General features: G+C 65.8%; 18 protein-coding genes, 1 other RNA gene and 1 riboswitch. Of the genes, 5 read left to right on the top strand and 14 right to left on the bottom strand.

The window, feature by feature from the left end; all coding sequences use genetic code 11:
* Window positions 1–39 precede the first annotated feature (39 nt).
* Both DLM85_RS01905 and DLM85_RS01900 read right to left on the bottom strand, forming a co-directional pair.
* Window positions 40–1,509: an amino acid permease gene (locus tag DLM85_RS01905; protein ID WP_111476375.1), complete on the bottom strand. Its 1,470-nt coding sequence runs from the start codon at window positions 1,507–1,509 to the stop codon at window positions 40–42.
* A 300-nt stretch (window positions 1,510–1,809) separates the two neighbouring features.
* Window positions 1,810–1,902: riboswitch (SAM riboswitch) on the bottom strand.
* A gap of 178 nt (window positions 1,903–2,080) precedes the next feature.
* Window positions 2,081–2,977, bottom strand: a complete 897-nt coding sequence (locus DLM85_RS01900) for a hypothetical protein (protein ID WP_133256840.1) — start codon at window positions 2,975–2,977, stop codon at window positions 2,081–2,083.
* 228 nt (window positions 2,978–3,205) lie between these two features.
* On the opposite strand from DLM85_RS01900, the gene DLM85_RS01895 reads away from it, so the two are divergent.
* Together DLM85_RS01895 and DLM85_RS01890 are read left to right on the top strand one after the other, a co-directional pair.
* Entirely contained in the window at window positions 3,206–4,207 is a 1,002-nt protein-coding gene (locus DLM85_RS01895) for a fasciclin domain-containing protein (RefSeq protein ID WP_111476373.1), read from the top strand.
* A 95-nt stretch (window positions 4,208–4,302) separates the two neighbouring features.
* On the top strand, window positions 4,303–5,847 hold the full coding sequence (locus DLM85_RS01890) for an alpha/beta hydrolase family protein (protein ID WP_111476372.1): 1,545 nt from the start codon (window positions 4,303–4,305) through the stop codon (window positions 5,845–5,847).
* Window positions 5,848–6,168: 321 nt separating this feature from the next.
* Here DLM85_RS01890 and DLM85_RS01885 read toward each other — a convergent pair whose 3' ends face one another.
* The 5 genes from DLM85_RS01885 to DLM85_RS01865 form a co-directional block, all read right to left on the bottom strand.
* Window positions 6,169–6,912, bottom strand: coding sequence for an EcsC family protein (locus DLM85_RS01885; protein WP_111476371.1), 744 nt, complete (start codon window positions 6,910–6,912; stop codon window positions 6,169–6,171).
* Window positions 6,913–6,930: 18 nt separating this feature from the next.
* Complete coding sequence (locus DLM85_RS01880; protein WP_111476370.1) at window positions 6,931–7,461, bottom strand: hypothetical protein; 531 nt, start codon at window positions 7,459–7,461, stop codon at window positions 6,931–6,933.
* Window positions 7,462–7,470: 9 nt separating this feature from the next.
* Window positions 7,471–8,514 carry a Gfo/Idh/MocA family protein gene (locus DLM85_RS01875; protein WP_243635841.1) on the bottom strand — a complete coding sequence of 348 codons (1,044 nt, stop codon included), beginning with the start codon at window positions 8,512–8,514 and terminating at the stop codon, window positions 7,471–7,473.
* Window positions 8,515–8,850: 336 nt separating this feature from the next.
* On the bottom strand, window positions 8,851–9,678 hold the full coding sequence (locus tag DLM85_RS01870) for a M48 family metalloprotease (protein WP_111476369.1): 828 nt from the start codon (window positions 9,676–9,678) through the stop codon (window positions 8,851–8,853).
* Window positions 9,679–9,756: 78 nt separating this feature from the next.
* The gene (locus DLM85_RS01865) at window positions 9,757–10,914 is read right to left on the bottom strand and encodes a DegT/DnrJ/EryC1/StrS family aminotransferase (RefSeq protein ID WP_243635840.1); all 1,158 of its coding nucleotides are present in this window, start codon (window positions 10,912–10,914) and stop codon (window positions 9,757–9,759) included.
* 203 nt (window positions 10,915–11,117) lie between these two features.
* On the opposite strand from DLM85_RS01865, the gene DLM85_RS01860 reads away from it, so the two are divergent.
* Window positions 11,118–12,029: a hypothetical protein gene (locus DLM85_RS01860; protein ID WP_111476367.1), complete on the top strand. Its 912-nt coding sequence runs from the start codon at window positions 11,118–11,120 to the stop codon at window positions 12,027–12,029.
* A gap of 138 nt (window positions 12,030–12,167) precedes the next feature.
* Here the strand turns inward: DLM85_RS01860 and DLM85_RS01855 are convergent, their stop codons facing one another.
* The 6 genes from DLM85_RS01855 to DLM85_RS01830 form a co-directional block, all read right to left on the bottom strand.
* A complete protein-coding gene (locus DLM85_RS01855; RefSeq protein ID WP_111476366.1) occupies window positions 12,168–13,064 on the bottom strand; it encodes a glycosyltransferase in 897 nt (298 codons plus the stop codon).
* 90 nt (window positions 13,065–13,154) lie between these two features.
* Complete coding sequence (locus DLM85_RS01850) at window positions 13,155–13,865, bottom strand: cell division ATP-binding protein FtsE (protein WP_111476365.1); 711 nt, start codon at window positions 13,863–13,865, stop codon at window positions 13,155–13,157.
* A gap of 102 nt (window positions 13,866–13,967) precedes the next feature.
* A complete protein-coding gene (locus DLM85_RS01845; RefSeq protein ID WP_111476364.1) occupies window positions 13,968–14,171 on the bottom strand; it encodes a fructose-6-phosphate aldolase in 204 nt (67 codons plus the stop codon).
* A gap of 99 nt (window positions 14,172–14,270) precedes the next feature.
* Window positions 14,271–14,927, bottom strand: a complete 657-nt coding sequence (gene fsa / locus DLM85_RS01840; protein WP_111476363.1) for a fructose-6-phosphate aldolase — start codon at window positions 14,925–14,927, stop codon at window positions 14,271–14,273.
* A gap of 155 nt (window positions 14,928–15,082) precedes the next feature.
* Window positions 15,083–15,180, bottom strand: an RNA gene (ffs, locus tag DLM85_RS01835) — signal recognition particle sRNA small type.
* A gap of 133 nt (window positions 15,181–15,313) precedes the next feature.
* Window positions 15,314–16,099: a hypothetical protein gene (locus tag DLM85_RS01830; protein WP_111476362.1), complete on the bottom strand. Its 786-nt coding sequence runs from the start codon at window positions 16,097–16,099 to the stop codon at window positions 15,314–15,316.
* A 222-nt stretch (window positions 16,100–16,321) separates the two neighbouring features.
* Between DLM85_RS01830 and guaA the strand changes: the two genes are divergently transcribed.
* Window positions 16,322–17,854 (top strand): glutamine-hydrolyzing GMP synthase, encoded by a 1,533-nt coding sequence (gene guaA / locus DLM85_RS01825; RefSeq protein WP_111476361.1) that lies wholly within the window; start codon window positions 16,322–16,324, stop codon window positions 17,852–17,854.
* Window positions 17,855–17,954: 100 nt separating this feature from the next.
* Window positions 17,955–18,203 (top strand): hypothetical protein, encoded by a 249-nt coding sequence (locus tag DLM85_RS01820; RefSeq protein WP_111476360.1) that lies wholly within the window; start codon window positions 17,955–17,957, stop codon window positions 18,201–18,203.
* 362 nt (window positions 18,204–18,565) lie between these two features.
* On the opposite strand, the gene DLM85_RS01815 is transcribed toward DLM85_RS01820, so the two are convergent.
* On the bottom strand, window positions 18,566–20,548 hold the full coding sequence (locus tag DLM85_RS01815) for an ABC transporter substrate-binding protein (protein ID WP_133256839.1): 1,983 nt from the start codon (window positions 20,546–20,548) through the stop codon (window positions 18,566–18,568).
* Window positions 20,549–20,696 lie beyond the last annotated feature (148 nt).

Here is a 20,696-nt window from a genome sequence, read left to right as displayed (position 1 = left end):
CCAAGCCAAACCCGCAGCAAGGCATAGCCGAAAACCGCGCTACGGCTGGCTACCAGCCGCCGCAGTGGCAGCCTGCTGCCGGCCCAGCTTACTGTGCTTTTTGCCGTAGCCGAAGTAGATCAGCAAGCCGATGGCCAGCCACACGAACAGGCGAATCCAGGTGTCGCCGGGCAGGCTCAGCATCATCACCAGGCAGGTGACGATGCCCAGAATGGGCACCAGCGGCACCCAGGGCGTGCGAAAGGCGCGCGGGGCGTCGGGTTCCCGCTTGCGCATGATGAGCACGCCCACGCACACCATCACGAAGGCCAGCAGGGTGCCGATGCTGCACATTTCGCCCACCACCTGAATGGGCACCAGGCCCGCGAACAGGCTGATAAAAGCGCCCAGCAGCAGGTTGGACTTGTGCGGCGTCTGGAAGCGCGGGTGAATTTCGGCGAAGACCCGCGGCAACAGCCCGTCCCGGCTCATGGAGAAAAACACCCGGCTCTGGCCCAGCAAGTCGACCAGGATAACCGAAGTGTAGCCGATCAGAATGGCCCCGATAATGGCCGTCGACAGCCAGCCGTAGGGCGTCTTTTCGATGGCCACGGCCACCGGCGCGGCGCTGTTTTTGAACTCGGTGTAGTTGGCCAGCCCCGTCATCACGTAGCCGAACACCACGAACAGCACCGTGCACACCAGCAGCGAGCCGATGATGCCGATGGGCATGTTGCGCTGCGGATTGCGCGCCTCCTGCGCCATCGTGGCCACGATGTCGAAGCCGATGAAAACGAAGAACACCACGCCCGCCCCGCGCAGAATGCCGCTCCAGCCGAACTCGCCGAATTTGCCGGTATTCTCGGGAATGTAAGGGTGGTAGTTGGCCGGGTCGATGTACTGCCAGCCCAGGCCGATGAACACCAGCACCACCGCCACCTTCAGAGCCACCACCACGGCGTTGAACCAGGCCGAGCCCTGCGTGCCGCGCACGATGATGGCCGTAATGGCCAGCACCACCAGCACCGCCGGCAGGTTCACCCAGCCTTGCACCACCGAGCCGTCGGCCAACTGCGCGGTTTCCCAGGGCGACATCACCAGCTGCGGCGGCAAATGCAGGCCGTATTTGGAGAGGAATTTCACCAGGTACTGCGACCAGCTGATGGCTACCGTGGCCGCCCCCACCGAGTACTCCAGCACCAAATCCCAGCCGATAATCCAGGCAAACAGCTCCCCCATCGTGGCATACGAGTAGGTGTAGGCCGAGCCGGCCACCGGCACCATGGAGGCAAACTCGGCGTAGCACAAAGCCGAAAACGCGCAGCCAATGGCGGCCACGATAAACGAAAGCGTAACGGCCGGGCCGGTATGGTTGGCGGCGGCAATGCCGGTGAGCGAAAACAGCCCCGCCCCGATGATGACGCCCACGCCGATGGCAATGAGGTTGAGCGGGCCGAGGCTGCGCTTGAGCGTGTGCGAGCCGCTTTCCGCGGCTTCCAGCCGCAGCAGCTCCAAGGATTTTTTGAGCATAAATGAGGTAGCGCCCCGGCTTCCACGGCCGGGGCAGCAGTAAGCCCGCCGCGCTGCTTCGCCCGCCCGCAGACGACGAAGCAGCCGCACGCCCGCGCGGGGTGCGGGGCAGCGGGTGATGAACAATAAGAAACGGGGAAATGGCCGGCCCGCTAGCCACCGCTAGGAACCTGTAGGCCGCAAATCAGTCGGCGCCGCCGAGGGGGAGCTTCAGCAACAACAGCAGCCGTGCAGCGCGGCGGCAGCAGGGTGGTTGGCAAACGAAGCGGGAAACGGGTGCAAAAAGCCCACAGCAACTTGTTTTTATATGGTCAGGACTTGGCACCGTTCGGGACGTTCCCGGGGGTTGCCGGCGCTTCACGGAGCCTGTCTCTCCACGCCTCTGTATAAAAACAATCCTTCAGCAGTAAAGAATTGATGCGGCAAAGGTACGCCCGCGTCGCCGGCACTTGCAACTTCAGCCGCCAACTCGCCCCGAAACGCCGGCAGCCCGGCGGCGCGGCGGCCGCACGACCACCGCCCCACCGGGCTGACTTAACAAGTTTGCGTTTCTAGCTCAGAAAACGCGCGGCTAGTAGTTGTACGACACGCCCGCCGACACGCCCGTCGACTGGCCCACGTTGCGGCCGGCCAAGTACTGGCTGGCGCCCAGAATGATACCCACGCCCTTGCTGAGCGGCTTGTAGAGGCTCACGCCCACGCGGGTGTAGTTGACGCGGGTAGCGGTGAACAAGCCCGTGAAGCCGGGCTGCAGAATGTCGGTGCCTTGGCTGCTCGACTGCTGGTACGACACCCAGGCTTCGCCGTAGAGCTTCAGGCCAGCGTAGCCCACCTTGCCGTCGGCCACGAAGGCGTCGGGCACCGGGTTGGTGCGCACGCTGTAGCCGGCCTGCCCCGTCACGAACACGCCCGAGGGCGTGCGCAGGTGGGCCACGCCCACCGTGGTATACTTGGTGGCCCGGTTGCCGATGGCAATGATGTAGCCCAAATCGGCCTTGCTCTGGTAGCTGCTGGCGGGCGTGCTCACGCCCACTGCGCCCAGCAGATCGAGCTGGCTGTTGCCCACCGGCGCCGAAAACGCCTTGAACTTCACAAAGGCCGAAAAGTCCTGCAGGCCGCTGCGGGTGTTGGTGTAGGTCGAGCCCAGCGAATCGAGCACCGTCTTGTTGGCCCGCCCCGTCGACTGGATAAACGGCAAACTCACCACGGCCTCAATCTTGTCGGTGAGGCCGTAGTTGGCAAACAGGCTGACCGAGGACACGCGCACTTCCCGGTAAATCGGCACGGCGTCGACTTTCTCGGGTACCAGAAACACGTTGCGGTAGCGCTCGGCCGTGCCGGTAAATACCACCGAGCCGTGGCCCTTACCGGCCATGAAGCCGGTAATCAGACTTTGGGCCTGACCGGCCGTGACGGCGCACAGCAGGGCCGCCCCGGCCAAAAAGGTCGAGAGGAGAGGTTGTTGCATGGAGGAGCAGGAAGTGGTGGAGGACTAGGCGCTTCAGCGAGTAAGTCGGGCCGTTGAGAGGGCAGTTTCCGGTGCTTGCCTAATTGAAGCGCGCTAGCTACGGCAACAAGATTACCTTCGGATTCCCATAGCGGGAGAAAAATTTGTTGAACGGGTAAATCCACTCGCCCAACAGGCCCCGTTTGTAGTCGGCTTCGCCGCCAATCCGCCAAAAACCCTTTCGCCTCCATGCTTGCACACCTACGCCTCCTGCTTCCCATTTTGGGATTAACCGCCGCTTCCGTGCTCAGCGGCTGCAACAAGAACACCGAGTCGAACCCGTCGATTGCCGGCATTGCCGTGGCCAACGACGACTTCAGCGTGCTCGAAGATGCGGCCGTGCGCGGCGGCGTGGTGGGCATCCTCTCGAACCGCAACCCCGACCCGGCCTCGCAGGGCAACTACACCGTGTTTGCCCCCAACAACGCCGCCTTTGCCCGCCTCGGCCTGCGCAGCGCCCCCGATCTGCTGGTGCTCAACCGGGAGTTCCTGACCAACACGCTGTTTTACCACGTGACGGGTGGCACGCTGGCGGGCAGCGCCCTGCAGGCCGGCAGCACTTCGCCCTCGGCCCTCCAGGGCCTGACGCGCCGCGTCATCACCCGCGGCGGCAGCACCTACGTCAACGGCTCGCGCATCCTGGCTACCGACGTGCGCGCTTCCAACGGCACGGTGCACGTCATCGACAAAGTGCTGCTGGCTACGGGGGCCAACATCGTGGGCTCGGCCGTGGCCGTGAGCCAGGGCCAGGTCTTCGTGCAGCCCGACCTGACGTTTCTGGTGGAGGCCGTGCTCTACGCCGACCTGGCCGCCACGCTTTCCAGCCCCGGCCCGTTCACCGTCTTTGCCCCCAACGACCAGGCCTTCCGCAACCTGCTGACGGCCGCGCAGGTGACGCCCGGCTCGCCCGCCGGCTACGTGCCCGCCGATGTGCGCAAGCTGCCCAAAAGCACGGTAGCGGCGGTGCTGCTGCAGCACGCCCTGCCCGGCGCCAGATTCACCCCGGAGCTGCCCGAAAACGCCCCGGCGGGCTCGGCCGGCGGCGGCAACGTCACCTTCGGCCCCTTCGTGGACGGCACGCTGACGGTGCGCGCCAATGGCAACAACGGGCAGACGGCTAACATGGTCATTCCCGACATTCAGTGCACCAACGGCGTGGTCCACGTCATCGACCGGGTGCTGCTGCCCTAGCCGTTCGGCCACGCTGCATTCCTTTTCGGCGACGCCCGCCGCTGATTGGTCGCCCCGGGTGCGGCTGCAGCGGCGGGCCTTGCTACTTTTACGGCATGAAGAAGTTGCTTGCCAGCGCGTTCGGCTGGTTGTTGCTCGTGCTACTCGCCCCGCTACTGGCCGTGGCCCAAACGCCGCCGGCCGTGAAAGCCACGCTCGAAGGCGAATGGAAAGGCCCGCTGACGGTGCCCGGCGGCTCTTTGCCGCTGAGCATCACCGTGACGGAGCTGGCCAACGGCACCCGCTTTGCCGTGCTCAGCGTGCCCGCTCAGCGCATCAACCGCGCCCTGCTCACCGTCGACCTCAAGGCTGACACCATTATTTTCGACTCGCAGGAATTGGGCTGCAGCTACGTGTGCCTGCGCTCGGCCGACGGCCAGCAGCTGCAGGGCCAGTGGCGTCAGCAGGGCTTCCCGTCGACAATGCTCACGCTGCAGTTTACCCCGCTGCCGCCCCAGCCCAAGACGTTTAAGTTTCCGCCGCCCTACCGCGTCGAGGACATCAGCTTCACCAGCGCCCACGACAATACCAAGCTGGCCGGCACGCTCACCGTGCCGCCCGGCGAGGGCCCCTTCCCCGCCGTGCTGCTGCTCTCCGACCTCGGCCCCCAGGACCGCGACGCCTCGCAGGGCGACTACAAGCTGTTCGGAGCCATGGCCGACTACCTCACCCGCCACGGCGTGGCCGTGCTCCGCCTCGACGACCGCGGCGTGGGCCAGTCGGGCGGCGACTGGCGCAGCGCTACCCCGCTCGACTTGCAGAAGGACGCCCAGGTGGCGCTGAACTTTCTGCGCACCCGCCCCCGCATCGACATTGCCCAGCTGGGCATCATCGGGGTGGGCACCGGCGCCAACGTGGCCCTGGAAGTGGCGGCCCAGCCGCTGGGCCCGGCCTTCGTGGTGTCGCTGGCCGGGGCGGGCACGCCTGGCTACGAGGTAATGGCGCAGCGCCCCACGCTGGGCTTTCTGAAAGCCGGCGAAGCCGATACGGCCCAGGAAAACGCCGCCCGCCGCCGCCTGCGCCAGCAGCAGGCCACGGCCGAAAAAGTGGCTGAACTGCGCACCAAAGGCGCCAACTCGGCCCAGATCGACACCTACGTGGGCCAGCAGCAGATGCGCCAGCGCGCCGCCGATAAAAAGCAGCTCGACGGCCGCTACAAGCGCCAGCGGCCGATGATGGAAATCGTGCGCCACACCGCCGACAACGGCCAGGCCCAGGCCATCGTGCTGAACATGCTGCGCCAGCAGCAGCCCGACCTGCCCGCCGCCGACGCCCAGGCCCTGGCCACGGAAATGACCGCGCCCTGGTACCGCGCCTACCTCAACTACCTGCCCACCACCAATTTCGGGCAGCTGCGCGCGGCCCTGCTCCTGCTCCACGGCACCGACGACCAGCAGTTGCAGCCCAGCAACCTCAACGCGCTGGAAAAGGCGCTGAAGGACAACAAGCGCGCCCAGTTCCGCCGCCTTGAGGGCTTCAATCACACGTTCCAGGCCCCGCCGCAGGAGTGGCCCCTCATCAACGGCCAGCAGCAGCCCGTCGTGTCGCAGCAGGTGCAGCTCACGATTCTGGAGTGGATCCGCAAGCAGGTGAAGGGCTAGGCTGAAAAGCAGCGGTGCCAGCCGGCCGACCACGGCCACACCGGCAGTCCTTGCGGTCATTGCGGTCATTGCGGTCATTGCGAGCAACGCGAAGCAACCGCAGGAAGGCGTAGCCAATCGTTCCCCTCTCGGCGCAACAGGCCCAATTGGCAGAAAACCATAACAGCGCCGCCCGAAACCTGGTATCTGCAGGTTCGGGCGGCGCTGTTTTCGGTTGGAGGGCATTACGGCGGCGGTGCTGCTGAAGGAACGATTGGCTACGCCTTCCTGCGGTTGCTTCGCGTTGCTCGCAAGGACGGCCACCCGCGCCGTCAGCCAGTGCTATTCCGCCTTGTCTTCCGCCGCTTCCGCTTCGAAATACCGCATCCGGTAGCAGTTCATGGCCGTTTCGCCGAGCTGTTCCAGCAGACGGTAGTTGGCCACCGCCCCCACGGCCGCGCCGATGAACGGTATCAGCTGGGCCAGCTTCGCGAGGTCGATGTAGTCGCGGTACTCCTGCTGGAAGGTGCGCCAGTCGAAGTCGGCGGCGTCGGGCGGCAGGCTTTGGCGGTACTCGTCCCAGTGGGCCAGACGCTGGTAGGTGGCGTTGCGGGTGTGCTGGCTGCTGAAGGCCAGCTGAAACACGTGCAGCAGGTACAGCCGCTCGGTGTAGTCCTGCACGTCGTAGCCGTAAAGCGCGGCCACGTCGAAGAGCAGCTTGAGCTTGATGCCCAGCAGCAGCGGAAAATCCGTGAGCCCGACGAAGAAGCCGGCCGCACCGGTGGCGGCGCCTTCCACCATGGCCACGTGCCGGTAGCGGCGGATGCGCTGGCGCACCACTTCCTCCCGCTCGGCCAGGGTGCCCTCGGTCAGCGGACGGCGCGTGAGGTGGGTGGAGCCGAACAGCACCCCGCGCACCATCTGCCTGATGGTGGCGGTAATGGCCTGGTGCAGCTTTTCGGGCAGCAGGCCATTCAGGCGCGTCTGCACCGTGCGGGTGAGGCGGTCGAGCGGGCCGGGCGTGGCCTGCATCTTCTGCTGCCAACGGTAGAGTTCGGTCAGGGCTTGGGGTTCGTTGAAGTTCATAACAATTCTAACTGGCCATTACGAAACCAGACGAATGCCCATCCATGACAGCAGAAAAAGCAACACCATTCCGGTACGAAACAAGAATTTGGTGTAGCCAATATCTTCGGAGGAGCCATAACGTTTTTCCAGCCGATAATAATCGTGTTCATATCCTGCGCGGCTAACGCTGGCTGGCACTAGTTCGCGTTGATACCGGTTCCAGAAGTGCCACCGCACAGCCTGGTACAAGAGAAAAAGAACCAACGGCTCCAGCGCTACCCCATGACTGCGCACCGCCAGCCAGCTACTTAGCCCCAGCCAGCCAAGCGAAAAATACACATTGCGGAACCGCGTGCCGGGCGCGAAGGCAATCATCAAGAGTCCAACGATGAAGCCGACAAAGCTTAATGACAATACTTCTTTTGCACTGTAGTGCAGCTGGCGCCTAAGCATCAACGAGAGTAGCCACTCAGGCCATGCAACCAGTACTGCGTACAAGCCAACAATCAACCACTCGTCCCAACGTAGCTGCTTCAGCACCAAACCGCTATCCGTCAATACACGCATTGTCACCGCTTACTTCAAATTATAAATCCGCTCGATGATGTCCACCACCTTCAGCCCCTCCAGCGCGTTGGTGGTAGCAAAACCGCGGCGCTGCACTGTGTCCACCACGTTTTCGATGACCTGCACGTGGTTGGCCGCCGAGCCCTGGTAAGGCCCGTAGTTGTTGGCCGGGTTGGTGGGCGGCAGTGCGGGCATCACGTAATCCTGCAGGTGGCAGTACTCCACTTTGTCCATGTACTGCCCGCCGAGGCGCAGGCTGCCGTGCTCGGCCACCACCGTCAGGGAGCTTTCCAGGTTCCGGTCCCACACGGCGGTGCTGTACTGCAGGGTGCCCGAGCCGCCGCGCACCAGGTCGAACGTCACCAGCCCGCTGTCCTCAAATTCGGTGAGCTGCTGGTGGTTGAAGTCGCGGAAGCGGGCCGTGATGTTGTGGATGTCGCCGAATACCCAGTAGAGTAGGTCGATGAAGTGGCTGAACTGGGTGAAGAGCGTGCCGCCGTCCTGCTGCCGGGTACCGTGCCAGCTGCCGGGGCGGTAGTAGCGGGCGTCGCGGTTCCAGAAGCAGTTCAGCTGCACCAGATAGACCTGGCCCAGGCGGCCCTCGTCGACCACCTGCTTCAGCCAGGCGGCGGGCGGCGAGTAGCGGTTCTGCATCACCCCGAACACCAGCCGGCCCGTCTGCAAAGCCGTGTGCACGAGGTCTTCGGCGTCGGCTTTGCGCAGGGCAATGGGCTTTTCGACCACCGCGTGCAGCCCCGCGCGCAGCCCCCGGATGGCCTGCGGGGCGTGCAGGTAATTCGGAGTGGCCACCGTCAGCACGTCGGCCTGGGGGCCGTGGGCGAGGTAGTCGTCGAGGGAGGTGAAGAAGGGCACGCCCGCAAACTCGGCTTCGAGGCCCGACCGCAGCGCCTCGTTGGTATCGATGAGGGCCGTGAGCGTGGCGCCGGGGTGGCGCGCCACCAGCGAGGCATGGCGGCGGCCGATGTGGCCCACGCCGCAGATAGCGAAGCGGACCGGCGCCGCGGCAGCAGAAGTGGAATCAGAAGACAGCACGCCGCAAGCTCCGAAAAAAGCGCCGGATGCGGGCCAGTCGTCGACCTCTGCGGCAAAGCCGTGGCAAGTGCACCAAACGGCTGCTTAGCTGCTGGTATCTGCCAACCGTCAGCACATACTGTAGACTATTTTCAGCTTTGTTGAAAATAGTCTACACGATTTAACCTCGGCTTTGTATACTATTTCCTGATTTGCTGAAGGTTGAATACCAAGAAGCGCAGCCACCAACATCAAGGACGTTGGTGGCTGCGCTTCTTGGTTGGCGCTGGATACGAGGAAGGTCTTTGGCTGTGCCGACTCTCGGTTCGGCGTAGCTGCAGGCTGACGTCTTGGCTTCTACAGCAGGCGCTTCAGCTCCTCGAAGTTGCTGTTGCTCACCGAGCGGCCGGTGCAGCCCAAGGAGCGGGCGTTGTTCTGAATGGCCTGAATGCGGGAGCCGGGGTTGGGGTGGGTGCTCAGGAATTCCGGCGGGTTGCCGCTGCCCTGCTTTTCGGCCTTGATGAAGAAGCCGGCCGCGCCGTCGCAGGCGTAGTAGCGGGTGCCGTTGAGGTATACGGTGGAGTACTTATCGGCTTCCTGCTCGAAGGTGCGGCTGAACTTCAGCGAGGTGACGCCGGCCAGGCCGTTGGCAATCTGGGCGAGCATGCCCTGGTTTTTGCCCAGCACCACGCTGGCCAGCATGCCCACCCCGTACTGGCGCTGCAGCAGCTGGGTGCTGTGGCGGCGGTCGGCGTGGGCAATTTCGTGGCCCAGCACGCCGGCCAGCTGGCTTTCGTTGTCGAGGAACTTCACCAGGCCGGTAAACACGTAAATGTGCCCGCCCGGGGTGGCAAACGCGTTCTGGGTGGCGTCGTCCTTGATGAGCTTCACGTCCCAGGGAAACTTCGTGCGGTACTTCAGGTTGCCGTTGTCGAGCACGCGGTTCACCACGCCGTCGAGCAGCTGGTAGGCGCGGGCATGGCTGCCGCGGGCCATCAGCTGGCCCTTGGCCTGGTACATGGAGTCGGTCTGGTGCGCTACCTGGGCGCCCAGCGCCACGTCCTGGTCGACGGAGAAGATGTTGAAGCCCTGGGCCGGCGCGGCGGCGGGCTGGTGCACGGCGGCGGCCGTCAGCCCGGCTACGGCCAGGGCGGAGGCGGCAAGGAAGGAAAGGGAACGGAACATGGGCAGTGGAGAAACGATGGGGGTTTGTACGGCCGTCCGGAAAAAATGGTGCCAGCGGCGCCACCCGCGCGGCCGGCCTCAGTAAGCCCGCACCGCTGCCGCCACGTACGCCACCTGCTCCGGCGTCAGGCCCGGGTGAATGGGCAGCGACAGCACCGTACGGCACAGCTGCTCGGCTACCGGAAACCGGCCGGCCCCGTAGCCCAGGTACTCGTAGGCGGGCTGCCGGTGCACCGGCACCGGGTAATACACCACCGAGGGCACGCCGTGGCGCTGCAGGTGCTGCTGCAGCCCGTCGCGCCGGGCTTCGGTATCGAGCGTGAGGGTGTACTGGTGGAAGACGTGGCTGCTGCCGGCCTGCCGCTGCGGGGTGCGCAGGCCGGGCGCTTCGGCCAGCAGCGCGTCGTACTGGGCGGCCACGCGCTGGCGGGCGGCGGTCCAGTCGGCCAGGTGGCGCAGCTTCACCCGCAGCAGGGCCGCCTGCAGGGTATCGAGGCGGGAGTTCAGGCCCAGGCGCTGGTGCACGTACTTGCGGCCGCGCGCCTGGCCGTGGTTGGCCAGTTCGTCGAGCAGGGTGGCACGGGCCTCGTCGCGGGTGATGAGGGCGCCGCCGTCGCCGAGGCAGCCGAGGTTTTTGGAGGGAAAAAACGACGTAGTGCCCACCTCGCCCACCGCGCCGGCGTAGGCCACGGTGCCATCGGGCCGCTGCCAGGTGGCCCCGATGGCCTGGGCGTTGTCTTCGATCAAGGCCAGGCCGCGGCGGTCGGCCAGCTGGCGCAGGGCCGTCAGGTCGGCGCACTGCCCGTAGAGGTGCACGCAGAGAATGGCGCGGGTGCGCGCGGTAATGGCGGCTTCGGCGGCGGCCGGGTCGAGGTTGAAGGTCGCGGGGTCGACGTCGGCGGGCACGGGGCGCAGGCCCAGGATGGCGGCGGCTTCGGCGGTGGCCACGTAGGTGAAAGCCGGCACGATGACCTCGTCGCCGGGCTGCAGGGCGAGGCTCATCAGGGCCAGCTGCAGCGCGTCGGTGCCGTTGGCGCAGGGCACCACGCGGGCCCCGCCGAGGTAGCGGCCCAGCTCGTCGGCGAACAGCGGCACGTCGGGCCCCTGGATGAAGGCGCCTTCCTGCAGCACGCGCCGCAGGGCCGCGTCGAGGTCGGGCTGAATGGCCGCGTGCTGGGCGGGCAGATCGAGCAGGCGGATGGGCGCGGGCGGGGCGGCGGGCAACAGGGCAGGCAAAGCGGGAAATCGAAACGAACCCGCACCACGCGGCGCGGGGCGCTAAAGATAGGCGACGCCGGCCGCCGCCTGAAAATCCGCCCGGACTGATCCTTTCGTGGGGTGTATGCGTAACCTGCTATGTTGAGGCTGCGTTAATGCGGCCCAAATGCCCGCTGCCGCAACGCGGGCGTCTCCTTCCCCACCGTAACCTAGCTACGACCATGTTTAAGAAGACCCTGACCACCCACGCTCTCTCCCTGCTGCTGCTCGGCGGCGGCGTGGCTTTCACCACCGCCAGCTGCAACCGCGCCGACCGCCAGGAGGCCGCCGCTGAAACCGACCAGGCCTACGAAGACTTCCAGACCTTCGTGACCAACACCGAAACCAACGCCGAAGCCGTGGGCAACAAAACCCAGGCCGAGTGGGACGAGGAAACCAAGCAGCTCAAGGACGAGTACGACGCCAAAGTGGCCGCCGCCGAGGCCGATATGAGCAACTGGGACGAAGCCCGCAAGCAGGAATACGAGCAGCTCAAGACGCGCTACACCACGGCCTACGACAAGCGCAGCGCCGCCTACACGGCCAGCATGAGCGCCGGCGGCGCCTCGGGCAGCGCGGCCATGCCCACCAAGCCCGGCAAGTACTACACGCCGGTGAACCCGGCCGCCAGCATCACGGCCGCCAACGCCCGCCAGACCTACGAGTCGTTTGTGGCCAACGTGAAAGCCCGCGAAAACCAGTACGACATCGAGGACTGGCGCTACATCAACGCCGAGTGGCGCGCCCTGGACGAAGCCTACGACAAGGTGAAAGGCGACGTGCCGGCCAAGGACCTGGCCGAAATTCAGAAGGAAAAGCTGAAATACGCCGCCTTCAAATCGGCTGACAAGGCCGGCATCCGCGCCGAGCAGGGCGCCAACGAAGTGCGCGCCGAAGCCAGCGAAGCCGAAATGGAAACCCGCGACGAGCGTAGCAAAGTCGGCCAGGCCGCCTCGAACACCGCCACCGACGTAAAGGAAACCGGCAAGACGGTGGGCCAGAAAATCGGCAACGCCGCCAAGAAAGTCGGCGAGAAAACCAAGGAAGGCTACAAGGAAGTGAAGTCGGAAGTGAAAAACACCGACAACGACTAAGGACCACGGATTCTGCGGATTCATCCGGATTCCGCAGATTTTGTGGACGATTGTTTCGAGTGAAACGGCCGCTTCGGTTTTCCGAAGCGGCCGTTTTTCATTTCTCGCTGCGCTCGGAATGAGCCCCGAAAAACCCGATTACGTCAATTCCTGCAGCAGCCACAGCAGCTTCAGCAGGTCCAGGGCGCGCAGGTTGGGCGCGGCTCCGAGCACCTGCCGGCGCAGGCGCGGCTCCAGCGCCTGCAAGGTGCGGCGGGCGCCGCCGGCCAGGCCCAGGCGGCGCAGGCGTAGGGCGGCGTGCAACAAGCGCGTGTCGGTGCCGAGGCCCTCGGCGCGGTACAGCACGGCCAGGTTGCGCACCGCGTCGCGCGACTTGCGCAGAAACACCTCGGCGGGCTCCAGCCCGTCGTGCAGCACGGGGTTGTCGAGGTGGAGCACGGGCACGCCCGCTGCGCGCAGGTGCCAGCCGAACTTGGTGTCCTCGTGGCCGTAGCGCGTCAGGCGCTCATCGAGGCTGAAGCGGCGGAGTACTTCCGCTTGAATCAGCAGGTTGTTGATGGTCAGCTGGGCGTAGGGCTGCGGCTGACGCCGGGCGGCGGGGCGCTGCTCCCGCTGCCGGCCGTAGTGCCAGCGCAGGCGCAGGGTCGCCTCGGCGGGCGGCGTGGGGGCGTAGCAGGTGCCGCCCACGAGCACCGGCGCCTGGGCCGCGGCGGCGGCGTAGCGGGCCAGAAACTGCGCATCGGGCAGCGAAGAGTCGTTGTCGAGCAGCAGCAGCCAGGGGTATTGCGCCCGCGCCGCTAGCTGGTTGCGAATGGCCGCACGGCCCACGTTGCGCGGCAGCTCCGCGTACTGCACCCCGGGCAGCGCCGCCAGCGGCCGGTGGCGCTGCCGAAACGCCGGCGCCGAGCCGTCGTCGAGCAGCAGGATTTCCGCCGGGCCGGGCCAGTCGGACAGTTGGGCCAGCAGGGCGCGCACCAGCCCTTCCACGGGCCAGTTATACACCGGAATCAGCACCGACAGACCAGCGGGGTTCAATTAGAAATGGAGAAGTAAAAATCAAAAATCACCCCGTTCAAGCCATTCTACGGCGCTTTTGTGTTAAGCTCATTCCGCTTTGGACAGGGCCTACCCTTCCCAGTTCTTAATTCTTAATTCCTCATTATTAATTACCGCTACCTGCCCGTTGGCGCAGCGGAACACGCGCTTGGGGTAGCGGTGAATCAGGTCGTAGTTGTGGGTGGCCATGAGTACGGCCGTGCCCGCGTTGTTGATTTCCAGGAACAGGCGCATGATGCCGTCGGTTACGTCCGGGTCGAGGTTGCCGGTGGGCTCGTCGGCCAGCAGCAGCACCGGCTCATTGAGCAGGGCGCGGGCAATGACCACGCGCTGCTGCTCGCCGCCCGAGAGCTGGTGGGGCATCTTGGTGCCCACGCTGCTCAGGCCCACGCGCATGAGCACGTCCTGCACGCGCTGCTTCATCTTGGCACGGTCGTGCCAGCCGGTGGCCTGCAGCACAAACAGCAGGTTCTGGGCCACGCTCCGGTCATAGAGCAGCTGAAAATCCTGGAACACGATGCCCAGCTTGCGGCGCAGGTAGGGCACTTTGGCTTCAGCCAGCTTCTGCAGGGGGTAGCCCACCACGGTGCCCATGCCCTCGGGCAGCGGCAAATCGGCGTAGAGCGTCTTGAGCAGCGAGGTTTTGCCCGAGCCGGTGCGCCCCACCAGGTAGGCAAACTCGCCCTTGGCCACGGTCAGCGACACGTTCTGCAGCACCGTGTGAAAGTCCTGCATGATGCGCGCGTCGCGCAGCTCGATTACGGCGGGGGAATTTTCCATGCGGGGTCTGGCGGGCGAAACGGTGGAGACCGGGCGCTAAAATAAGTATCCTGGGCGCCCGGCGCACGGCCAGCCACCCAGGACACCTGAAAAGCCGTCGGCTTAAATGGCCAGCGGCTGCAGCTTGCCGAACTCCAGCTGCTCGATAACGGCGGCCAGCTCGGTTTCCTTGCCCTCCAGCCCGTAGCGGTGCAAATCCTTCAGCGGGCGGTCGGCGCGGAAGTAGGCAATGAGCACGAAGTCACTGTCGCGGAGCTGGATGTAGTCCGGAATCTTCGCCTTGCCTTTGACTTTGATGATGTACATGCAGGAGGAGCTAGAAGTTAGGAGTGAGAAGATAGGAGCAGCTGGCCAGATTTGGCACCTTCTGGCTTCTATCTTCTCACTCCTAGCTCCTTATGCGAGTTACCCGTTAACCTTCTTGTGGTCGGCCAGGAAGGTGGCCAGGCCTTTGTCGGTCAGGGGGTGGTTGAGCAGGCCGGTGATAACGCTCAGCGGGCAGGTCACCACGTCGGCGCCCACTTCGGCGCACTGAATCAGGTGCGGCACGTGGCGCAGCGAGGCGGCCAGCACCTGCGTGGGGTAGCCGTAGTTGCCGAAAATCTGTACGATCTGCTCGATGAGCTGAATGCCGTCGTGGCCGATGTCGTCGAGGCGGCCGACGAAGGGCGACACGTAGGTGGCGCCGGCCTTGGCGGCCAGCAGGGCCTGCCCGGCCGTGAAAATCAGCGTGCAGTTGGTTTTGATGCCTTTCTCCGAGAAGTACTTGATGGCCTTCACGCCGTCGCGGATCATGGGCACCTTCACCACGATGTTGGGGTGCAGCTCGGCCAGCTCCTCGCCTTCGCGGATGATGTCCTCGTAGGTGGTGCCGATAACCTCGGCCGACACGTCGCCGTCCACCAGCTCGCAGATGCGCTTGTAGTGGGCCATCACGTTGTCCACGCCGCCAATGCCTTCCTTGGCCATCAGCGAGGGGTTGGTGGTTACGCCGTCGAGCACACCAAGCTCCACGGCTTCCTGAATGTCCTTCAGGTTGGCGGTGTCAATGAAAAACTTCATCGGGGGAAACGCTTAAAAAGGAAAATGCTGGCCCAAAGCTAACCACGGATTCGCCGGATTTTGCGGATTCCGCGGATTTTGTGGCTGACCCGACTCCGCAAACGAAGCCGATAGGATCAAACGTTTCGCAGCCGGCCGCGACGGGCCAGGGCAAAAAAAAAGCGAACCAGTATCGCACCGCTACAACCGCCTGCCCTTGCTACCTTCCGGTCCTGGGGGAGTTCAGCGGGAGCTGGTCGTACTGATTCGCCGGTGCAAAGATACAACGGCAATTCGGCCCGAAACAAGCTCGGGTACCGAATTGCCGCAAAAAACTGCATCAGCAGCGGCCCTGGCCCGCCAAACCGGCTGGTTTAGAAGTACTCCGGGCCGTGAAAAAAAGCAACTCAGCGCAGCGGCGCCACCCGCAGAGCCGCCCCAAAACTCACCTGGCTGGCAAAGTGCCGGAAGGCGTAGCGCTGCCCGTCGAGCTCGATGTCGCGGGCCACGTGCAGCAGGCTGCGCTCGTAGCGGGCGGTGAGCAGCACCCGGCCGGCTTCGTAGCCCACGCCCGCCTGCCAGGCCAGCCCGTTGCGGCGCATGCTGTGGTTGATGCTCTCGACGATGCGCCGGGAGTAGCCCTGGTCGAGCCGCTCGTAGCCGGTGGGAATGCGCCGGGCCAGCACCGGCCCGCCGAGCACCACCAGGTGGCGCGTGAGGCGGTAGCCCACGGGCAGCGCCAGGTTGAGCCGCTGCCAGTCCTGGCTGGTCGACATGGCGCTGAAGTCGGCATTGGGCGGGGGGCCGGGGGCGGTGGAGGCGGCCGTGTTGGTGACGCGGTGCCAGCTCTGGCTGCGTGAGTACGAGGCCTCGGGCTGCAGCAGCCAGCGGCGGCCGGGGCCGAAGTTGTAGCGGGCCCAGAAGCCGATGCGGAAGCCCGGGGCGGGCGTGGTCATGCGCGGCACCACGCGGTACTGGCCCACCGAAAAGGCCGGGCGCTGGTTGGTAACCCGAAACAGATCGTGGCCCATGAGCAGGCCGCCCTGCCAGGTCGAGCGCGGCGGCGCGGCGGGCAGGGGCGCGGCGGCCGGGGGCGGCGGGGGCACTACGGCCCCGCCGGGCGGCAGCAGGTCGAGCGACTGGGCCTGGGCGGCGCCGGTCGTCAGGAGAAGAAGCAGTAAAAGTTTTTGCACGCGGTAGGTAGAGGGCAGAATTTCGGAACGTGGTGTAAGAAAGCGAATTCTGCATATTCGATGCAAGCCAATTCCCGCGTTTTCAGCACCTTGTCCGAATAATCAAGCCGGTTCTTTTTCGCATCCAACTCCGGCCCGCCGCGCCGGCCCGCCACCCGGCGTCGGCGCATTAGCCCCGGCCCCGGGCTTGGATGGCAACGGTTTGCGGCCCTACCTTTGCCCATGCCTCAACAGATTCTGATCCTTGATTTCGGGTCGCAGTACACACAGCTGATTGCGCGGCGCATCCGCGAGCTGAACGTGTTCTGCGAAATCCACCCCTTCACGCACGCCCCGGACCTCACTGAGGATATCCGGGGCGTTGTGCTTTCAGGTAGTCCGTGCTCGGTGCGCGACCCGGAGGCACCCAACCCCGACCTCTCCAGGTACCTGGGCCGCGTGCCGGTGCTCGGCGTGTGCTACGGCGCGCAGCTGCTGGCCCAGCAGGGCGGCGGCGAGGTGCTGCCGGCCACCATCCGCGAGTACGGCCGCGCCCGTCTGGCCCGTATCGAGCAAAACTCCCCGCTGATGCAGGGCCTGAGCCTGGACTCGCAGGTGTGGATGTCGCACGGCGACACCATCAAGACCCTGCCAGCCGGCTACGACATCATTGCCAGCACCCCGGAAGTGGAAGTGGCCGCCTACCACATCCAGGGGCAGCCGACCTACGGCATCCAGTTTCACCCCGAGGTGACGCACTCCACCCAGGGCAAGCAGCTGCTGCGCAACTTCGTGGTCGACATCTGCCAGTGCGCCCAGGACTGGACGCCCGAGCACTACGTGGATTCCTCGGTGGCCGCGCTGCAGCGCACCATCGGGCCCGACGACCAGGTGATTCTGGGCCTTTCGGGCGGCGTCGACTCCTCGGTGGCCGCGCTGCTGCTGCACCGGGCCATCGGGCCGCGCCTGCACGGCATCTTCGTGAACAACGGGCTGCTGCGCAAGGAGGAGTTTGAGAGCGTGCTTCACTCCTACCAGGGCCTGGGGCTGAACGTGACCGGCGTGGACGCCTCGGAGGCGTTTTACGCGGCGCTGAAGGGCCTCACCGACCCCGAGCAGAAGCGCAAGGCCATCGGCCGCACCTTCATCGAGGTGTTCGACCGCGAGGCGCACAAAGTGGAGGGCGCCCGGTGGCTGGCCCAGGGCACCATCTACCCCGACGTGATTGAGTCGGTATCGGTGAAAGGCCCGGCGGTGACCATCAAGAGCCACCACAACGTGGGCGGCCTGCCCGAGCAGATGAACCTGAAAGTGGTGGAGCCGCTGCGCATGCTCTTCAAGGACGAAGTGCGCGAAGTGGGCGAAACCCTCGGCCTGCCCCACCACATCCTGCACCGCCACCCCTTCCCCGGCCCCGGCCTGGGCATCCGCATCCTGGGCGACATCACACCCGAGAAAGTGCGCCTGCTGCAGGCCGCCGACGCCGTCTTCATCGACGCGCTGCACCAGACCGGCCTCTACGAAAAGGTGTGGCAGGCCGGCGCCATTCTGCTGCCCATTCAGAGCGTGGGCGTGATGGGCGATGAGCGAACCTACGAGCAGGTGGTGGCCCTGCGCGCCGTCACCAGCGTCGACGGCATGACCGCCGACTGGGCCCACCTGCCCTACGACTTCCTGGCCGACGTGTCGAACCGCATCATCAACCAGGTGCGCGGTATCAACCGCGTGGTCTACGACATTTCGTCGAAGCCGCCGGCGACGATTGAGTGGGAATAGAGCTGGTTTACGAGTTTGCAGCTTAAGAAGTAAAAAAAGCCGCTTCGGGAAACCGGAGCGGCTTTTTGCGTAGTTTGCCAGGGCCTACAAGCAGGGCCATATGAGCGCGGATCTGCTGTCTTTCCTGTTTTTGTTTCCCGGCAACTACCTGCTGCTGGCTGGCTACGGCTGGCTGGCCTACCGGTACCACCGCCGCATGCTCCGGCACCCGTACCGCGGCCTGCCGGGCATGCTGGCCGCGGGGGCCGCGTTCTGGCTGCTGTTTTTGCTGGGCCTGGCGGGGCTGCTGGCAGTAGCCTACCTGACCAGTTTGGTCTACGGCCTCCTCGGGCTGCGCCAGCCGATGTAAGCTCTGCCGGCTCCGTTCCAAGTCGCTACGGTGCGCCCGGCGCGGCGGCCCCGCGGGCCTGCCGGTACAGCTGGTCGTAGGTGGGGCCGGCATTGGCCACGCCGACGCGGAACAGCTCGGGGCGCAGCCGGACGCCCAGCTCCCCTCAAAACACCATCGGGGAGCCGGTCAGGGAAATTTAAACAACGCAGCAGTTGCGGCCCCTGGGAGCCAATGAACAAGCCCGCACCGGATGGAGCGGGCTTGTGCTTGATCTGGCGGCTTACGGCAGTCCTCAAGGCCTTCGTGGCCCAGGGGGTGAACAGTGAGCCGAGGGGCCCAGGAAGCAGCAGAAGCCCATTTTCAGTTACCGTCTACCCACCCTAGCGCACTCCCACCGGGTTCTGTACCTCGATTTCCAGGCGCTCCAGCTTGGTGATGGGCACGTACTGGTTGTCGTGGGCCTGCTGGGGGTAGCCGATGCCCTGAAACAGCGGCGCCGATACGGGGCCGGAGTTGGCCAGCGGCTGCTGGAAGGCGGGGCCGTTCTGGTGCAGCTGCGCCCCGAAATAGTAGAGCAGCTCGAAGCCCGAGGCAGCAAACACCGAGGGCGGAATATTCTGCTGCTGGGTGTAGAGCTGGCGGAAGCGGCGCACGCCCGGCAGGCTCAGGTCGAGGTACTTGGGCTGCAGGAAGTGGATGTCGCGGCGGTCGAGCTGGCCAAGGCTAATACTGGGGTTTTCCTGCCAGGAAGCGTAGGTAATCAGCGGCATAGTCAGGCCCTGCGCCTGCATCACGCCCAGCGCGAAGGGGCCGGCCTTGCGGTGGTCGGAGGCCACCACCAGGTGCCCGGCGCTTTTCAGATCGAGGCCGCCGAAGCCGGCGTTAAGGCTTTCGGCGTTGTCGGAGTCGATGCGGCGCAGGGCCGTGACCTTACCGCCGAGGGCCTCGTAGGTTTTCCGGTAGGCTTCGGCGAAGGCCGCGTCGTCGCGGGTGTCTTCGTGGAACACCACGGCCGGGCGGCTATTGTTGAAGGTGCGGTAGGCGTATTCGGCCGCCGCGCGGCCCTGGGTGGCGGTGCTCGGCTCGTAGAGGTAGTACCAGGCGTTGTCCTGCACCAGCGCCCCGTCCTGCGACAGGGGGTTCACGGCCACAATCTGGTTTTGCTGGGCGTAGCGGGCCAGAATGCGGGCACCGGGCTTGTACACCGGCCCGATAATCAGGTCCATGCCAGCCAGTTCGGGCTGCAGCAAGAGCTGCTTGAGTTGCAGGGTGTCGGCGCCGGTGTCGTAGGCGTAGAGGTTCACGAAGCGGCCTTCGCGCTGCAAGGAGTCCTGGGCCAGCTTCATGCCGGCGTACAGATCGGTGACGAACTGCAGGCGGCGGCGCGTCTCCCAGCTCGGGTCGTCGAACTCGAAGGGCAGGAGCACGGCCACGTTGTAGCTGCTCTTTTTCTGGGGCCGGGGGCGCGGCACGTAGCGGGTGCGGTCGAGGCCGTACTGCTGCACCAGCTGGTCGAGCTGCGGGCGGTCGGCATCGGTGTAGAGGCCGCCGAAGACCAGCTGCTCGGCGTAGGAGCGGGCCAGCACGGTGTCCTGGGGGTAGCGGCGCACCAGGTTTTGCCACAGGGCTTTGTCGCGCAGGCGGGCCAGGTAGGTGGTTTTCATGGCCGTGCGCGGGGCGCGCAGCTGGGTGGGCGGCAGCTGGCTGAGCACCTGCAGGGCGTTGTCGGTGTCGCCCTGCTCAAAGGACACCTGCCCCTGCAGGAAGTAGGCGTCGGGCAGGCCCGGCCACTGCGGGTACTCGGTGCGCAGCAGGTTGAGCATCTGCTCGGCCTCGGCCCAGCGGCGGGCGCGGCTGGCGGCCACGGCGTAGAGGTAGGCGGCTTCGGGGGCCTTGGCAAACCTGGCGGCGGGCGCCGTGAGCGGCAGCAGCTCCTCCAGGGCCAGGTCGTAGCGGGCCTGGTCGATAAGGGTTTTGCCGTTGCGGTAGCGCACGTTCGGGTCCTGGGAGCCGAGGTTAGCGGGCAGCGGCGGCGCGGGTTTCGCAGCGGGCTTCGGGGCGGCCGGGGCCGTAACGGGCGCCGCAGTGGTGGCCGTTTTGGCCGGGGTGCCGGTGCCGGCCGCGGGCTTGGCGGCGGGTTTGGGCGCGGTGGTTGTCGCGGGCTTGGCGGCGGGGCTGCCGGGCTTCGCGGGCGTGGCCGTCGTTTTGCCGGGCGCCGCCGAGGTTTTCGGCGGGGCGCTGGGTGCCGGCCTGGTGGCCGCTGGTTTGGCCGGGGCCGGCTTGGCGGGCGTGGGCTGCTGGGCCAGCACCGGCCCGGCCAGCGCCGCCGACGTCACGAGAAAACACGCGAGAAAGGACCGCATAAGGGAAAGTGGTCAACGGGGAGGACAAACCGGGCCGCTCAGGCCGGCCCGGCGGGCAAAGGTACGCAGTTGGCCTGCGCCACGATACAGCCCGGCGCGCGGCCGGCCCGCCTCAGCCCCGACGGCGGCCGGCCCGGCCCCGGCTTTT

This window comes from Hymenobacter edaphi (assembly GCF_003258365.1).
Lineage (GTDB): Bacteria > Bacteroidota > Bacteroidia > Cytophagales > Hymenobacteraceae > Solirubrum > Solirubrum edaphi.
Note: the sequence above shows the minus strand (reverse complement) of the source record. Positions and strands in the feature narration are given on the sequence as shown.

Bases quoted from the DNA above. Each gene is read 5' to 3' on its own strand.
- DLM85_RS01820 (WP_111476360.1), top strand. From the start codon at position 17,955: ATGAGCGCGGATCTGCTGTCTTTCCTGTTTTTGTTTCCCGGCAACTAC.
- guaA (WP_111476361.1), top strand. From the start codon at position 16,322: ATGCCTCAACAGATTCTGATCCTTGATTTCGGGTCGCAGTACACACAG.
- DLM85_RS01845 (WP_111476364.1), bottom strand. From the start codon at position 14,171: ATGTACATCATCAAAGTCAAAGGCAAGGCGAAGATTCCGGACTACATC.
- DLM85_RS01850 (WP_111476365.1), bottom strand. From the start codon at position 13,865: ATGGAAAATTCCCCCGCCGTAATCGAGCTGCGCGACGCGCGCATCATG.
- DLM85_RS01890 (WP_111476372.1), top strand. From the start codon at position 4,303: ATGAAGAAGTTGCTTGCCAGCGCGTTCGGCTGGTTGTTGCTCGTGCTA.
- DLM85_RS01860 (WP_111476367.1), top strand. From the start codon at position 11,118: ATGTTTAAGAAGACCCTGACCACCCACGCTCTCTCCCTGCTGCTGCTC.
- fsa (WP_111476363.1), bottom strand. From the start codon at position 14,927: ATGAAGTTTTTCATTGACACCGCCAACCTGAAGGACATTCAGGAAGCC.
- DLM85_RS01815 (WP_133256839.1), bottom strand. From the start codon at position 20,548: ATGCGGTCCTTTCTCGCGTGTTTTCTCGTGACGTCGGCGGCGCTGGCC.
- DLM85_RS01885 (WP_111476371.1), bottom strand. From the start codon at position 6,912: ATGAACTTCAACGAACCCCAAGCCCTGACCGAACTCTACCGTTGGCAG.
- DLM85_RS01870 (WP_111476369.1), bottom strand. From the start codon at position 9,678: ATGTTCCGTTCCCTTTCCTTCCTTGCCGCCTCCGCCCTGGCCGTAGCC.
- DLM85_RS01895 (WP_111476373.1), top strand. From the start codon at position 3,206: ATGCTTGCACACCTACGCCTCCTGCTTCCCATTTTGGGATTAACCGCC.
- DLM85_RS01905 (WP_111476375.1), bottom strand. From the start codon at position 1,509: ATGCTCAAAAAATCCTTGGAGCTGCTGCGGCTGGAAGCCGCGGAAAGC.
- DLM85_RS01880 (WP_111476370.1), bottom strand. From the start codon at position 7,461: ATGCGTGTATTGACGGATAGCGGTTTGGTGCTGAAGCAGCTACGTTGG.
- DLM85_RS01900 (WP_133256840.1), bottom strand. From the start codon at position 2,977: ATGCAACAACCTCTCCTCTCGACCTTTTTGGCCGGGGCGGCCCTGCTG.